This is a genomic window from Proteus appendicitidis, from assembly GCF_030271835.1.
Taxonomy (GTDB): Bacteria; Pseudomonadota; Gammaproteobacteria; order Enterobacterales; family Enterobacteriaceae; genus Proteus; species Proteus appendicitidis.
On sequence record NZ_CP127389.1, the window covers coordinates 72,905 to 86,891 of the forward strand.

A 13,987-nucleotide genomic window follows, 5' to 3' on the forward strand; every position below is an offset into this window, starting at 1 on the left:
TGCCATTGCTAGGCGCTATGATGAGAATTTGCATCTGCATAAAAACCGACACATTTAGTGCGCGGGCGTGGCGGGGTCACGATTGCGTTTTGAGGGGGTTGAAAACATTATTCCTCGCAAATTTACGGCACGTAGAGCGATTAAAACAAGATAAAGTTATCTAGGGGTCAAATAAATTACATGCGCTTAAAATGGATTGTAGGCGCATTTAATACAGGTTTGAGAGGGTGGAAATTAGGCGGATTCGCCTTATCAGGGTGTAAACGGTATAATAGAATTGGGTCACTATTATTATTAGTCAGACCGATACTTATACCTTACAGGTAAAAAAATACCGCCAGTGTCGGCGGTATTGTTCTTTGTGCGGTGAAGTTACTCATCATCTAATGTGTACTTATCAAACTTAATCACTTCTTCACCTAGCCAATCATTAATCTGTAATATCTTGCTTTGCAGTGGTGCCAACTCATTACGAAAAAAAACCTTTGCTGCTTTTTCTACGTCACCAAAACCACCTGTATTCTGTGGAATGATCCCCATCATTTGAGGCGGTACGCGGTGTGCTGCTAACATATCGTCACGACTGACATTCTTAATATTGAGAAATTCATCTTTCGCCGCAATCTCACTTAGTGGAATAACTTGTACGCCGTCTTTCTTGCCGTTCGGTGCGTGGATAAACAAGTTACGGAAATTGCCGGGACCTTTTGAGTTTTGCATTGCTTTACGGATTTTATCAATATCACTTTGGTTTTGTGAGGCGTCACTGACGTATAAAATAAATCCCGCATGGCTACCATTGCGATAATACTTAAGGCGAAAGAGGGTAGCGGCTTCATTCAGTAACACTGACATGGTGGACGCTAGATATTCTGGTAACCCATATAGCTCTTGATTTAAATCGGGTTCGTATAACTGAAACACGCTACCGGGTTTAAACTCATAAGGTTGTGAATCATAGCCATAGCGTACAAACCAATAACTATCATCGGCAACACCACGGCGGGTATATTTGGCAAGGGATGGTGTGAGCTTTAATAAATTACCCGCTATGCTATTACGTCGTTCAAGATAGGCATTACCAAAAGTTAAGAAGTCGAGTGCAAACCGGCTAAAGTCTAATTTAGAGAGAAAGCGGTTAGGCTGAAACGTGCTGACTAAAATATTTCGTTTCACATAAATTGCACTGCTATGATGCGTCGCCGCACGAAACAATTTTGATAACCCATCAAAGCTAATCGGTGGCTCATACCAATTATCAGTTTGCGCACACTCAAGATAATCAAAAATTTCTCGTTTATCTAACACCGGAACGGGATCACCAAAGGTAAAGGCTTCCATGCTGTTATTGGCGGTTGCCGTTTGTTGTGCTTTAAAACTCTTTTTATTTTTACGGCTCATCAATAAATCTCCACAATATTATTACTGTTCTCGGTGGTGCCAGTTAATGGTTCATTGAAGAGGGCGTGCATCGTTGCCCATGCAAGGTCAGCATGTCCACTTTCTTCACTGCGTGAGGCTTCATAAGTGGGGCGGTTACCGCTTCCGGTGGTAGTACGGCGAATGGAAGTAAAGGATTGAATGATATCAACGCACTGCGCATCGAACTCTAAACGTCCGTGACTAATCACGTCATAAGCTTTAATGACTAAAGCATTTTTGACATTCGGGTTATAAATAAACTCACGCGCCGCAGGGAAAAACTGGATGACATTTTGATAAACACCATGACCTAGCCCAGTGGTATCAATGCCCATATATTCAACATAGAAACGTTCGGTGATTTTTTTTATGGCGTCAGCTTGTGCGCGAAAATCCATGCCTCGCCATTGATGACGTTCTAATATGCGGAATTTCCCTCCTGGTACTTTCGGCGGAGCGATAACCACACAACCGGCACTATCACCATTTTCACCGCCTTTGCTTGGGTCGTAACCCACCCAAACTGGATCATAACCGTAAGGGCGTAGCGCTAATGGTTGAATGTCATCCCACACTTCCCAACTATCCACCATGCAATTTTGCATCATGTTAAAGTTGAATAGGGATTCGATATCATCCATAAAGTGACACATTAACAGGTTGTTATATTCGTCTGGGCTATACTCTTTTTTGAGTTGCTCTAAATCGAATAAATCACAACCGCCTCGCAACGCATCTTCAATATTGACGATTTGTCGCCATTGCCCATCCTCACATAAACGCCCATTCACTAACGCTTCATGTGAGATATCAATATCAACGCGATCTTCTTTTTTGCGTCCGCGGTTATACAGCTTGCCCGACCAAAACGGGTACGCTTCATGGCTCATGGTTGACGGTGTTGAAAAGTAAGTTTGTCGCCAATGTTTTTGTATTGCCATACCTGAAGTAACTTTGCGTAACTCTTGAAACTTGGGTATCCAAAAGGTTTCATCAAGATATAAATTGCCGTGATAACTTTGTGCTGTGCGGGCGTTAGTGCCGAGGAAATAGAGCGTTGCACCGTTACTTAACATCAGTGGGTCGCCTTTTAATTCAACATCAACCTCTAATGCCATTTTGATAATGTATTCACGGAACATATAGGCTTGCGCTTTACTGGCGGATAAGAAAACTTGATTCCGTCCAGTAGTCAGGGCATCAATAAAGGCTTCACGGGCAAAGTAAAACGTTGCGCCGATTTGACGGGATTTTAAAATATTACGGATGCGGTGATGACCGGCGCGATACCACACCTTTTGATATTCAAATAACGTATTGCGAAACTCATCTTCTAATTTTTCGATTTGTTCTTCTGAAAAGAAGTTTTTCTCTGGTTGACGGCGTTCGCCTTTATTGCGGTTGGCAATCTTAGGGTTAAGGTCAGTTTCATTACCACCGTTTTGATATTTTCTGATCCGCGCCATGCGTTCAAGTTGACGCCCTAATAAGTCGATTTCTTTAAAATCTTTGCCTTCTTTGCTCTCTTTTAAAATCAGATTGCAATAACGCGCTTCAACGGTTAACTCTGCGCGCTCGGTAGGGTTAATTTCATCCCAATTATCACGGCGTTTCCAACTGTGAATAGTGGACGCCTTTTCGCCTAGCGATTCCGCTATGCGGGCAATGCGGTAACCTGAAAAATACAGGTGCATTGCTTTTTTTCGGTTATCAAATGTTTCGGTAATAGCCATTGCACAATCACTATTTCTTGCTTAAGTTACGGCTAGTCTATTGACCGCGGATCACCGATTCGCTTCATTCCCTTTGTGCCATATCTCAGACAAACCTTATCCATTGTTTAACGCCCCTTTTAACCGACAACATACAGACCAACGAATAAACGGCAGTCTGGAGTAATGCATGTCGAAGAAATCAAAACCGGTTCGTCTTTGTGTTGAAGGGGCGACAACGGACGGGCGTCGAGTTGACCGCGAATGGTTAACCCAAATTGCGAAAAACTTTGATCCCGCGGTTTATGGTGCGCGGGTCAATGTCGATCACTATAACTATTCATGGGCACCACGCTTTGGTGATGTGGAATCGGTGTATACCGAGGAAATCAAAGAAGGGGCACTGGCAGGTAAGTTGGCATTATACGGTGTGATCAATCCGACACCTGATTTAATTGAACTCAATAAAAAACGTCAAAAAGTTTATACCTCTGTTGAAATTAACCCGAGTTTTTCAGATACCGGTGAAGCCTATCTGGTCGGTCTTGCAGTGACCGATAACCCCGCGAGTTTAGGCACTGAAATGTTGCAATTTAGTGCCAGTGCACAAAGTAGCCCATTTTCAGAGCGCAAACAAAGCAAAGATAACGTCTTTACTGCCGCAGAAGAAACGCATCTCGAATTTACTGACGAAAAGCCAGAGAGCGATAAGCCGGGTCTTTTTAGCGTCATTAAAGAGATGTTTTCTAAAAAGCAACACAGTGATGATGCACGATTTACCGATGTGCATCAGGCGGTAGAGCTGTGCGCCCAAGAAGTGCAAACCCTTTCAACAGAAATTACCGCATTAAAAAGCGCAGACCAAAGCGAGGCGGTAAAAGCGCTCACGCAACAACTCACGGAATTAAAAAACCAATTTGAAAATACAGACGCCTCGTTCTCACATCGTCCGCCGGCAACGGGTGGCGAAAATAACGGCGAAGTGCTGACGGATTGCTAAGGTAGTGAACAAGCCATGAAAAAAGAAACTCGTTTTAAATTTAATGCGTATATGACGCAACTCGGTAAAATTTACGGTGTTAGTGCCCAAGAGTTCAGCGATACCAAAGTACCGATTGAGCCGTCTGCGGCTCAAAAATTAGAAACTACGATCCAGCAATCGGCGGAGTTTTTAACGCACATTAATATTGTGCCGGTTGATGAGCAAGTCGGTGAAGCGATTGGTTTAGGCATCGGTTCGACTATCGCGGGAACCACTGACACAACAGCAAAAGACCGTGAAACAAGCGATCCGATTAAGCTGACAAAGAACAGCTATCTTTGCCAGAAAACCAATTACGACACCCACCTTGATTATGCAAAAATTGATATGTGGGCGAAGTTTACCGACTTTCAAACCCGTATCCGTGATGCGATTATCCGCCGTCAGGCATTAGACCGCATTATGATTGGTTTTAATGGTACGCACCGCGCCGATAACTCTGATCGTAAAAAACACCCCTTACTGCAAGATGTGAATTCAGGTTGGTTACAAAAAGTCCGTGAACGTGCCCCTGAACATGTGATGGGCAGTATCACGCAAGACGGTACAACAACAGCCAAACCGGTTTATGTTGGTAAAGGGCGCGCGTATCAAAATTTCGATGCGTTAGTACAAGACACCATTGATAAGGCAATTGATCCAGAATATCAGGACGATACCGGTCTTGTTGTGATTTGTGGGCGTAAATTGTTAGCAGATAAATACTTCCCACTGGTCAATAAAGACCAAAACAACAGCGAAAAGTTAGCTGCCGATACCATTATCAGTCAGAAACGTATTGGCGGTTTGCCGGCTGTACGTGCGCCGTTCTTTCCTGAAAATGCCTTTTTTATTACTCGTCTTGATAATTTGTCGATTTATTTCCTTGCAGATTCTCGTCGTCGCCAAGTGCTGGATAATGCAAAACGCGATCGCATCGAAAACTACGAGTCAGTCAATGAAGATTTCGTGGTTGAAGATTTCCGCGGTGTGGCATTGGTTGAAAATATCGTTTGCGAAGATGCCGAAGAAACACCACCCGAAACCACTGACGTTATCGCGCCTGAAAATAACACTGGTACAGACAACAGCGCAGTAACAGAAGAAACACCGGCTGAAAATAAAAAGGCGAAATAATGGCGTTATCTCCGTGGGAAAAACACCGCATGAGCCTAAGTGCGCAACACTCCACTCAATTGGGTGGGCATGTTAGTCGCAATACGAAAGGCTATCACATGATGCTGTTACGTCTTGCGACAGATAAAAAAGAGCTAAAACATTTTCAGTCACGCGAACGCAAAGAAGCTTATAAACGCAAGATATTAGCCAATTATCAGCCGTGGGTTGATGGGGCGTTGTCCGGTGGTAGCGGTGTGCAAGATGATGTCTTAATGACGATTTTGCTGTGGAAAATTGATGCGGGTGATTATGAGGGGGCGTTAGATATTGCCGTTTATGCATTAGCTAACCGTTTAGTGATCCCCGGTGTTAACCGCACCACGGGCACCGTGATTGCCGAAGAAATTGCCGATTCGGCAATGCGAGCGTATGCCGTGAAATTACCAGTATCTTTAGCAACGTTAGAGCGTACACGCGCCCTTACTGATGATGAAGATATGCCCGATGAAGTGAGAGCAAAACTCTATAAAATCTTAGGGTTAGTGCTACGCGATAATAATCGACCACAAGAAAGCTACTGCGTATTAAGTCGAGCATTAGAGTTAAACATAAATGTCGGGATTAAAACCGAATTAAAGCAACTCGATAAAGTGCTCAAAGCCCAGCGTGACGCTGAAAAAGCATTGTGACACCACGTCAGGGCGGCACGGAAAAAGCAATTTGCTTTCTTTCGTCCACCGCCCACCTATTTTAAGGTTTTCTTATGGATTATGTTTCTGCTAACCCTGTGCCACAAAAAGACGAAACCATTAAAAATAATGGCTTTTTCCCTGATATTCAAACTCGTGATTTTCAATTGCAGACTCGCGTCGATGGCACGGTGACACCGGAACGGCTGAAAAGCACGTTACTGAACGCCATGATTGAAGTGAATCGCGAGTTGTATCAGTGGCGCATAGGTCAATCTGCGAAAACATTAAAAGACGTGCCAGCCGAACAGATTAACGGTGAAAGTGAACTGATGGTTTTATATCAGCGTGCGGTGTTCTGTTTTGCAAAAGCCAGTTTAATCGAACGTTATCGCGATATTGATACCACCGCACAAGGTAATAAAAAAGCCGACACCATGACACCGGTGATTGATGAAGTGTGGCGTGATGGTCAATGGGCTTTACAACGTATCAAAGGGGAAACCCATAACACGGTGGAGCTTATCTAATGCGGATTTACACCCAACAAGGGGATACCGTAGATGATATTTGTTGGCGTTACTTTGGTCAGTCATCCGGCATGATTGAGCAAGTATTAGAGGCTAATCCTGGGCTGGTTGAATGGGGGGCAATCTTACCCACCGGCACTGCGATTGAGTTACCGGACACGCCCCAACAACACAGCACCACACCGATTTTACAACTTTGGGATTAACCCCTTTAAGGGGGAAGGTATGAAGAAGATGCCCTATAAAGATCCAAGTAATATTAATTGGTTTACCGCCTTATTAATTGCCGGCATGGCGGTTTTTGGTGGTATTGCCAGTTATGCCAATAAAATAGTGAAAGGGGAACCGTTCCGCTTTGCCATTTTACTTGCGCAAATCGTTGTCTCTATGTTTTCAGGGGCATTGATTTTATTCGGTGCAAGTTATTTTCAGTGGCAACCTGAAATTGCCGGCGGTATAGCGGGCATGGCGGGCTGGATGGGGTCAGCATTTATTAGCGCAGTCGGAAAGTTATTCTTAAGGAAGGTTGCCGGTGAGTAAATTTATCTTTAGTCAGCGCAGTAAAAATAATCTTAGTGGCGTTAACCCGCTGTTAGTGAAAATTGCTTATCGTGCGTTAGACATTTCTACGGCGGACTTTGCAGTGATTGAAGGTGTTCGCACACTCGAAAAGCAAAAAGAAAACGTCAAAAAGGGTGTTTCAAAAACATTAAACAGCCGTCATTTAACAGGCGATGCCATTGATATTTTACCTTCTGTGATTAAACCGGGAATGGAATGGCAACCACATTTCTTTGAGCCGATTTTAAGAGCCTTTAAACAAGCCGCAGATGAAGAGGGGGTAACATTGCGCTTTGGTAAAAACTGGAAAAGTGATCCCAGTTTACCCGTTGAAACCCGCTTTCCTGACTATCCTCATATTGAGATCCCACGATGAAAAGGAACGTACTGCTTATTATTGTCGCGGTCGTGATGGGCTTGCTACTGATATTTAAGTTTGATGCCTTGCTCACTGAGAATAGCCAGCTTAAGGGTGACAACCTCGCCCTTAAGCAAAATGTTATCAGTCATAAAAATGCTATTGAGCACTATCAGAAAGAACTTACTCGTTTATCAGAACTGGATAAACAACACACAAAGGCGCTAACCGATGCAAAAAATGATATTAGCCGGCTTAATGATGAGTTGCGCAATAATACTAAACGGGTGTACATCAAAGCCGATTGCCCCAACCCCGATAATCACACCACCGCCACCGCCGGCATGGGTAATGCAACCCCCGCAAGACTTACCAAAACAGCTCAACAAGATTATTTACGTCTCCTCGAAATGATGGCGGAGAATAAGGCACAAACGGAATATTTGATTGATTATACAAATCGATTATTGCAATACATCAATGAGTTAAACCATGAAAAAGCCTGCAAACCTGCGTGATACCTTAATTAAAAAGGTCGCTTATTTAGGCGAAAATCCCGATAGGCTCTACACCTTTATTGATGGTGGGGCGATTGTGGCAACCGGTGCCCGTAGTCAATCTTATGAGTATCAATACAATCTCAATATTATTATTGATGATTATCCCGGTGACCAAGATGTGTTAATGGCGGTGATCATTGGTTGGATTGAAAAACATCAGCCTGATATTTTCCTCAATCCCGATAAACGCCAAAGTCATTTTACCTTTGATGCCTTTATTGATAGTCACCAAACCGCCAGTATCAGCATTGATTTAAAGCTGACTGAGCGTGTCCTCGTTAATGTGCAAGCGGATAAACTCGTTGTCGGTGCCATTGAAGAGCCGGCTGATCCGTTTGAAATTTGGGAGAGTGTGGCTCATGAACGCCGATGATTTCAGCCCGTTAACCCAAGCGTTAGCCACCATGTTGGCAAAAGCGTCACCCAATGAGCGCAAAAAGCTAGCCCGTGAAATTGCCCGTGATTTACGCAAAAGCAATTTACAACGTATTCGTGCGCAAAAAAATCCCGATGGAACCGCATTCACCAAACGTAAAGCCTCAACGGTTACCGTATTGCGAGGAATGAAATTTGTCTGGAAAGGGCAACCCCGCAGTTTAAAAAATTGGCGATTGCGTAAAACGAAAAAGGGCGAAGTGATCACCGGCTACGATTTAGAAAAGAGAGCCGAACGTAGTTTTTATAAGCGCGATATTTTGCGTTTTATTGAAGTGAAAAAAGACAAAATCAGTACGTCAAAACCCAATAAACAGACTCGCATGTTTAAGCGTTTAGCCACCGCCCGTTATTTGCGCATGTCAGCAAATGATAAAGGTGTCTCCCTCTCTTTTGCCCCTCAAGTCGCGGGCATTGCTGCGGTGCATCATTACGGTTTAAAAGAGCGAGTGCGGGGCAAGTCATTAGAAATTCAATACCCTGAACGAAAGCTATTAGGCTTTTCACCGGCGGATATTAAACATATTGAAAATCAATTACTGGAATTCCTTTCCCGTTAATTGTCCTGTCTTTGAAACAATCCCAACCTCGTGCGTTTTTTTATTTCCCGTTGCACATTGCGAGTATGAATATCGCAGAACTTATCCGAAAAATACAAAACTTGATCCGCACTGGCGTTGTGATTGATGTCAGTGCGGAAAAAGGCTGTCGAGTTAAAACGGGCGACAATGAAACCGACTGGCGCCCGTGGCTCACTGCGCGTGCGGGTCATTCGCGTTCATGGTGGGCGCCCAGTGTTGGCGAACAAGTGTTATTGCTGTCAATCGGTGGTGACTTAACCACCTCGTTTGTGTTACCGGCAATATTTAGTGACGATTTTTCAGAGCCATCAACCTCATTAACCGCCCACCGTCATGAGTATGAAGACGGTGCAGTAATTGAATATGAACCCGCAACCGGGGCGCTAATAGTCACGGGAATTAAAACTGCCGTGATTGAAGCCAATGAGTCGGTCACGGTCACATCACCCGACATTACGTGTGTAGCGACAAGCAAAATTACCTTAGATACCCCTACCGTTATTTGTACCAACAACTTAACCACGGGATCACTGACGGTACAAAAAGGCGGCACGATGACTGGCGATATTACCCATGTTGGTGGGCAAATGTCTTCTAACGGTGTGGTGGTTTCAACTCATACCCACGGTGGCGTGTGCACCGGTGATGGTAATACAGGACAACCGCAATGAACTATCTCGGCATGAACAGCCAAACCGGTGAACGTATTACCGATATTGAGCATGTTCGCCAGTCGGTGAGAGATATTTTTAACACCCCCATTGGTAGCCGATTGATGCGCCGTGAATATGGCAGTTTGCTTGCCGACTTAATTGACGGTCCTGTTAACGCCAAGATGCGACTGCAATTAATGTCGGCATGTTACACCGCGGTTTATCGTTGGGAACCTCGTATAGTAATGACCGCTATTGATATTCATAGCCAACAGGAACAGGTGATTGTGGATATCACCGGCTATTACGCCCATAACCAACAACCGATTAATTTCTCTCTACCGGTGACATAACATGCCTACGATTAATTTAAGTCAATTAACACCGCCCGATGTGATTGAGTCGTTAGATGCAGAACAATTATTACGTGAACGTAAAACAGCATTGATTGCCTCGATGCCAACGCATTTACGTGATGCGGTGGCTAACACGTTATCGTTAGAGTCTGAACCACTGACGAAGCTGTTAGAAGAAAACGTCTATCGTGAATTACTATTACGCCAACGTATTAATGAGTCGGCACGTGCGGTGATGGTGGCGTATGCGAAAGGGGCAGATTTAGATCAGTTAGCCGCGAATTATAATTTATCGCGCTTAGTGTTACGCCCCGTCAATAACAAAACTATTCCGCCCACGCCAGCGATTTTAGAATCTGACGATGATTTGCGTTTACGCATTCCCGCCGCTTTTGAGGGGCTAAGTGTTGCGGGTCCGGTGGGCAGTTATGAATTTCATGCCCGTAGTGCCGATGGTCGGGTGTCCGATGTGTCCGCGATCAGTCCAACACCGGCAAATGTCACTATTTCCGTGTTATCTCGTGAGGGTGACGGCACTGCATCGGAAGAATTACTGCGCATTGTTGAGCACGCGTTAAACGATGAAGATGTGAGACCGGTTGCTGACCGCATAAAAGTACAATCCGCAAAAATTATCCCTTATCAAATTGATGCGACGTTATTTCTCTTTCCGGGACCCGAATCGGAGCCGATACGCAAAGAAGCAAATCAACGTCTGACGCAATACATTACAGAGCAACACCGCTTAGGGCGTGATATTCGTTTGTCAGCGATTTATGCCGCATTGCATGTGGAAGGTGTGCAACGAGTAGAATTAAAGCAACCCACCAAAGATGTGGTACTGGATAAAACTCAAGCCTCGTATTGCACTCAAAGCACTTTAACCATTGGTGGTTCGGATGAATAGCTTGTTACCATCAGGCAGTAGCCCATTAGAAAAGGCTGCAGCCATTGCCTGTCAATCCTTGCAGACGTTGCCCGTGCCTTTACGCCAATTATGGAACGCTAGTACATGCCCCGTTGATTTATTGCCATATCTTGCATGGGCTTGGTCAGTGGATCGATGGGATGAAAACTGGTCGGAGTCTGTTAAGCGCCAAGTGGTACGGGATTCGATGTTTATTCACCGACACAAGGGAACCATTGGCGCACTTAAGCGTGTGGTCGAGCCGTTAGGTTACATCATCAAAGTCACTGAATGGTGGCAAACCGATGACCCGCCGGGCACATTTCGCCTTGATGTTGGGGTGCAAGAAAACGGCATTACTCAAGAAATTTATGACGAATTAGAGCGTTTGATCGCTGATGCACGCCCTGTTAGTCGGCATCTATTAGGGTTATCTATCAATCTTGATTCACAAGGTGAGTTTTATCTCTCTGCCGCCACCTTTAGCGGTGATGAGTTAACGGTTTACCCTTATTTTGCAGAAGAAATTACCGTGTCTGGTGCGCCATTAACGGCGGTCGGAGTACACATTATTGATAAAGTTGAGGTCGTACATGAGCGCTAAATTTTTTGCCTTATTAACGGTGATTGGTGCCAATAAATTGGCAAAAGCCACGGCACTAGGCACCACCTTAAAAATCACCCAAATGGCTGTGGGTGACGGTGGCGGAACGTTACCCACACCCGATACACAACAAACTAAACTCGTCGGTGAGAAACGCCGGGCGGGATTAAATACCTTATTTGTTGATCCGAAAAACGACAGCCAGATTATCGCTGAACAGGTTATACCTGAAAACGAAGGTGGTTACTGGATACGTGAGATTGGTTTATTTGATGATGAAGGCAGTTTAATTGCCGTAGGTAATTGCCCTGAAACCTATAAGCCACAATTGCAAGAGGGAAGCGGACGAACACAGACTATCCGCATGATATTAACCGTTAGTCATACCGAATCCGTTGAGTTAAAGGTTGATCCCTCGGTGATATTGGCGACTCGTGAATCTGTCAATGATGCCATTGAAACAGCATCAAAATCTATTTTAGACACTGTTAAAAAAGAATATGCAACAAAAGAAGATGTTAAAAAGAAATTTGATAACAGTAATGTTGTGCATGAAGTAGGTGCGTCAAAAGAAAAAGTTATTAGTCAAAAGGGAGTGACAGACTTATTTCAACCCAAAGGAACATACCCAACAGCATCAGAAATGAATGTTGAGCTTAATAAAAAAGTGGATAAAGCTAGCGTTTCTCAGCAGTTGGGAAATGATGTTAATAAAGTACCTAGTCTTGATTTAGTAACGAAAGAATTAGGTAAAAAGCAAGCGTCCGGCAACTACGCGGATAAATTATCTACTCAAACTCAGGTTTTTAATGGTGCAACTAGTGCAACGGGGAGTTCATCTGTCACATTCAGAGGAAACTCTGTCGATTTAATTGTGAGTAATACTGTTGTTTTATTTAAAACTAAAATTGGGGATGCTAATAACGAGATAGCCTTACCTAACAACTCAGGAACATTGGCTCTTGCGGGTGAGAGCTACACAAAATCGCAATCTGACGGACGATATCAACCAACGGGTAATTATGCGCTAGCTGGAACTTCATACACAAAAATAGAATCAGACGCTAAATACCAATTAAAGGGTAACTATTCTTTGATAGGTGATAGCTATACAAAAAATGAGTCAGATAGTAAATATCAACAGAAAGGGAATTACGCGGATAAATCATCTACTCAAACTCAGGTTTTTAATAGTGCAACTAGTGCAACGGGGAGTTCATCTGTCACATTCAGAGGAAACTCTGTCGATTTAATTGTGAGTAATACTGTTGTTTTATTTAAAACTAAAATTGGGGATGCTAATAACGAGATAGCCTTACCTAACAACTCAGGAACATTGGCTCTTGCGGGTGAGAGCTACACAAAATCGCAATCTGATGGACGATATCAACCAATAGGTGATTATGCGCTAAAATCAGAACTTAATGATATTGAGCTGGTTCCCCACCCTATCCCTTGGTCATTATCCACAGCACCTACTGGTTATCTAATTTGCCAAGGGCAGACATTTAATAAGACAACATATCCAAAACTAGCTACCGCATATCCGTCTGGTAAATTACCTGACTTGCGTGGTGAGTTTATCCGGGGATCAGATGCGGATAGAGGTGTCGATTCAGGTCGAGTCGTATTGTCCACACAGCCGGGTAACAGCTTGTTATCAACAAATATGCTTAATAACGACAGTCCAGTTGCCAAGGAGTACCAGCAAAAGGTTGAGTGGATCGGTAGTTCTGGCACCAATAACCAAGGTGGTTATGGAATATTTCAGCAAATAGAAGGCGCTAACGGTAACGAAACTCGTCCACGTAATATTGCATTTCTATACATAGTGAGAGCAGCATAATGACAAAATATAATTTAGACATTCAAGACGGAAAAATTGGTGAGAATGGTTTAGCGGAAGTTGCTGGTTGGGTGAAATGTTATTTATCACACCCTCAGACTCGTGAATATATGGGCGCAACAATGGAAAACGTTATGTTTGATGTTTCTCTTCAATCGGGTGCGTACCTAGATGAGCCTAAGTTGCCAAAAAAAGAAAATCAAGCCATTAGACGTAAAGTTGATGGTAGCGCATGGGAAATTGTCGATGACTATCGCGGACTTGTTGCATATCACATACAAACAATGCAACCAGTAAACATTGATTTTATCGGATCATTACCTGATACATTAACACTATTACAGCCGAACAGTGAGTTCGATAAGTGGAATGGTGAAAGCTGGGTTGCTGATGAGCGAGCTATTAAAGAAGCTCAAATTAACTCAGCTAATAAACAAAAAACAGAGTTATCACAAGAAGCTGAAAATCGCATTGTGCAATTAGAGCGAAAAATTAAATTAGAAATGGCAAATGAAGTAGAGGTCGGGCTACTGAAAGCATGGGAAATTTACACAGTCAAGCTTGATGATGTAAATCCAGAATTAGCGCCAGATATTGAATTTCCAGAAAAGCCAGAATAGCCGTTGTGCCATC

General features: G+C 43.7%; 18 protein-coding genes. 16 read left to right on the plus strand and 2 right to left on the minus strand.

What is annotated here, in order from left to right; all coding sequences use genetic code 11:
* Positions 1–372 precede the first annotated feature (372 nt).
* Together QQS39_RS00375 and QQS39_RS00380 are read right to left on the minus strand one after the other, a co-directional pair.
* Complete coding sequence (locus tag QQS39_RS00375) at positions 373–1,401, minus strand: phage portal protein (protein WP_285805192.1); 1,029 nt, start codon at positions 1,399–1,401, stop codon at positions 373–375.
* Entirely contained in the window at positions 1,401–3,155 is a 1,755-nt protein-coding gene (locus tag QQS39_RS00380) for a terminase ATPase subunit family protein (protein ID WP_142836806.1), read from the minus strand. Before QQS39_RS00380 ends, QQS39_RS00375 begins: the two co-directional genes overlap by 1 nt.
* Positions 3,156–3,324: 169 nt before the next feature.
* Between QQS39_RS00380 and QQS39_RS00385 the strand changes: the two genes are divergently transcribed.
* From QQS39_RS00385 to QQS39_RS00460, 16 genes are all read left to right on the plus strand, one after another.
* The gene (locus QQS39_RS00385) at positions 3,325–4,134 is read left to right on the plus strand and encodes a GPO family capsid scaffolding protein (protein WP_285805193.1); all 810 of its coding nucleotides are present in this window, start codon (positions 3,325–3,327) and stop codon (positions 4,132–4,134) included.
* Between the two features lie 15 nt (positions 4,135–4,149).
* On the plus strand, positions 4,150–5,292 hold the full coding sequence (locus tag QQS39_RS00390; protein WP_285805194.1) for a phage major capsid protein, P2 family: 1,143 nt from the start codon (positions 4,150–4,152) through the stop codon (positions 5,290–5,292).
* Positions 5,292–5,963 carry a phage terminase small subunit gene (gene gpM / locus QQS39_RS00395; protein ID WP_285805195.1) on the plus strand — a complete coding sequence of 224 codons (672 nt, stop codon included), beginning with the start codon at positions 5,292–5,294 and terminating at the stop codon, positions 5,961–5,963. Before QQS39_RS00390 ends, gpM begins: the two co-directional genes overlap by 1 nt.
* Positions 5,964–6,037: 74 nt before the next feature.
* Positions 6,038–6,493 (plus strand): head completion/stabilization protein, encoded by a 456-nt coding sequence (locus tag QQS39_RS00400; RefSeq protein ID WP_109397510.1) that lies wholly within the window; start codon positions 6,038–6,040, stop codon positions 6,491–6,493.
* Positions 6,493–6,699 carry a tail protein X gene (locus QQS39_RS00405; protein ID WP_109397509.1) on the plus strand — a complete coding sequence of 69 codons (207 nt, stop codon included), beginning with the start codon at positions 6,493–6,495 and terminating at the stop codon, positions 6,697–6,699. Before QQS39_RS00400 ends, QQS39_RS00405 begins: the two co-directional genes overlap by 1 nt.
* A 19-nt stretch (positions 6,700–6,718) precedes the next feature.
* Positions 6,719–7,033, plus strand: coding sequence for a phage holin family protein (locus tag QQS39_RS00410; RefSeq protein WP_109397508.1), 315 nt, complete (start codon positions 6,719–6,721; stop codon positions 7,031–7,033).
* Positions 7,020–7,430, plus strand: coding sequence for a M15 family metallopeptidase (locus QQS39_RS00415; RefSeq protein WP_164527280.1), 411 nt, complete (start codon positions 7,020–7,022; stop codon positions 7,428–7,430). The genes QQS39_RS00410 and QQS39_RS00415 overlap by 14 nt, the downstream gene beginning before the upstream one ends.
* Complete coding sequence (locus QQS39_RS00420; RefSeq protein WP_285805196.1) at positions 7,427–7,930, plus strand: lysis protein; 504 nt, start codon at positions 7,427–7,429, stop codon at positions 7,928–7,930. Before QQS39_RS00415 ends, QQS39_RS00420 begins: the two co-directional genes overlap by 4 nt.
* A complete protein-coding gene (locus QQS39_RS00425; RefSeq protein WP_164527281.1) occupies positions 7,905–8,345 on the plus strand; it encodes a phage tail protein in 441 nt (146 codons plus the stop codon). The genes QQS39_RS00420 and QQS39_RS00425 overlap by 26 nt, the downstream gene beginning before the upstream one ends.
* Positions 8,332–8,967 carry a phage virion morphogenesis protein gene (locus QQS39_RS00430; RefSeq protein ID WP_159363697.1) on the plus strand — a complete coding sequence of 212 codons (636 nt, stop codon included), beginning with the start codon at positions 8,332–8,334 and terminating at the stop codon, positions 8,965–8,967. Before QQS39_RS00425 ends, QQS39_RS00430 begins: the two co-directional genes overlap by 14 nt.
* Positions 8,968–9,032: 65 nt before the next feature.
* The gene (locus QQS39_RS00435; RefSeq protein ID WP_285805197.1) at positions 9,033–9,659 is read left to right on the plus strand and encodes a phage baseplate assembly protein V; all 627 of its coding nucleotides are present in this window, start codon (positions 9,033–9,035) and stop codon (positions 9,657–9,659) included.
* Complete coding sequence (locus QQS39_RS00440; RefSeq protein WP_198619467.1) at positions 9,656–9,994, plus strand: GPW/gp25 family protein; 339 nt, start codon at positions 9,656–9,658, stop codon at positions 9,992–9,994. The genes QQS39_RS00435 and QQS39_RS00440 overlap by 4 nt, the downstream gene beginning before the upstream one ends.
* Before the next feature lies 1 nt (position 9,995).
* A complete protein-coding gene (locus QQS39_RS00445; RefSeq protein ID WP_285805198.1) occupies positions 9,996–10,904 on the plus strand; it encodes a baseplate assembly protein in 909 nt (302 codons plus the stop codon).
* Positions 10,897–11,508: a phage tail protein I gene (locus tag QQS39_RS00450; protein WP_234566096.1), complete on the plus strand. Its 612-nt coding sequence runs from the start codon at positions 10,897–10,899 to the stop codon at positions 11,506–11,508. The genes QQS39_RS00445 and QQS39_RS00450 overlap by 8 nt, the downstream gene beginning before the upstream one ends.
* Positions 11,498–13,354, plus strand: coding sequence for a phage tail protein (locus QQS39_RS00455; RefSeq protein ID WP_285805199.1), 1,857 nt, complete (start codon positions 11,498–11,500; stop codon positions 13,352–13,354). Before QQS39_RS00450 ends, QQS39_RS00455 begins: the two co-directional genes overlap by 11 nt.
* Positions 13,354–13,974, plus strand: coding sequence for a tail fiber assembly protein (locus QQS39_RS00460; protein WP_285805200.1), 621 nt, complete (start codon positions 13,354–13,356; stop codon positions 13,972–13,974). Before QQS39_RS00455 ends, QQS39_RS00460 begins: the two co-directional genes overlap by 1 nt.
* Positions 13,975–13,987 lie beyond the last annotated feature (13 nt).

Excerpts from the sequence above, each read along its gene's own strand:
- QQS39_RS00375 (WP_285805192.1), bottom strand. The coding sequence starts at position 1,401 with ATGAGCCGTAAAAATAAAAAGAGTTTTAAAGCACAACAAACGGCAACC.
- QQS39_RS00380 (WP_142836806.1), bottom strand. The coding sequence starts at position 3,155 with ATGGCTATTACCGAAACATTTGATAACCGAAAAAAAGCAATGCACCTG.
- QQS39_RS00385 (WP_285805193.1), top strand. The coding sequence starts at position 3,325 with ATGTCGAAGAAATCAAAACCGGTTCGTCTTTGTGTTGAAGGGGCGACA.
- QQS39_RS00390 (WP_285805194.1), top strand. The coding sequence starts at position 4,150 with ATGAAAAAAGAAACTCGTTTTAAATTTAATGCGTATATGACGCAACTC.
- gpM (WP_285805195.1), top strand. The coding sequence starts at position 5,292 with ATGGCGTTATCTCCGTGGGAAAAACACCGCATGAGCCTAAGTGCGCAA.
- QQS39_RS00400 (WP_109397510.1), top strand. The coding sequence starts at position 6,038 with ATGGATTATGTTTCTGCTAACCCTGTGCCACAAAAAGACGAAACCATT.
- QQS39_RS00405 (WP_109397509.1), top strand. The coding sequence starts at position 6,493 with ATGCGGATTTACACCCAACAAGGGGATACCGTAGATGATATTTGTTGG.
- QQS39_RS00410 (WP_109397508.1), top strand. The coding sequence starts at position 6,719 with ATGAAGAAGATGCCCTATAAAGATCCAAGTAATATTAATTGGTTTACC.
- QQS39_RS00420 (WP_285805196.1), top strand. The coding sequence starts at position 7,427 with ATGAAAAGGAACGTACTGCTTATTATTGTCGCGGTCGTGATGGGCTTG.
- QQS39_RS00425 (WP_164527281.1), top strand. The coding sequence starts at position 7,905 with ATGAAAAAGCCTGCAAACCTGCGTGATACCTTAATTAAAAAGGTCGCT.
- QQS39_RS00430 (WP_159363697.1), top strand. The coding sequence starts at position 8,332 with ATGAACGCCGATGATTTCAGCCCGTTAACCCAAGCGTTAGCCACCATG.
- QQS39_RS00435 (WP_285805197.1), top strand. The coding sequence starts at position 9,033 with ATGAATATCGCAGAACTTATCCGAAAAATACAAAACTTGATCCGCACT.
- QQS39_RS00440 (WP_198619467.1), top strand. The coding sequence starts at position 9,656 with ATGAACTATCTCGGCATGAACAGCCAAACCGGTGAACGTATTACCGAT.
- QQS39_RS00445 (WP_285805198.1), top strand. The coding sequence starts at position 9,996 with ATGCCTACGATTAATTTAAGTCAATTAACACCGCCCGATGTGATTGAG.
- QQS39_RS00450 (WP_234566096.1), top strand. The coding sequence starts at position 10,897 with ATGAATAGCTTGTTACCATCAGGCAGTAGCCCATTAGAAAAGGCTGCA.
- QQS39_RS00455 (WP_285805199.1), top strand. The coding sequence starts at position 11,498 with ATGAGCGCTAAATTTTTTGCCTTATTAACGGTGATTGGTGCCAATAAA.
- QQS39_RS00460 (WP_285805200.1), top strand. The coding sequence starts at position 13,354 with ATGACAAAATATAATTTAGACATTCAAGACGGAAAAATTGGTGAGAAT.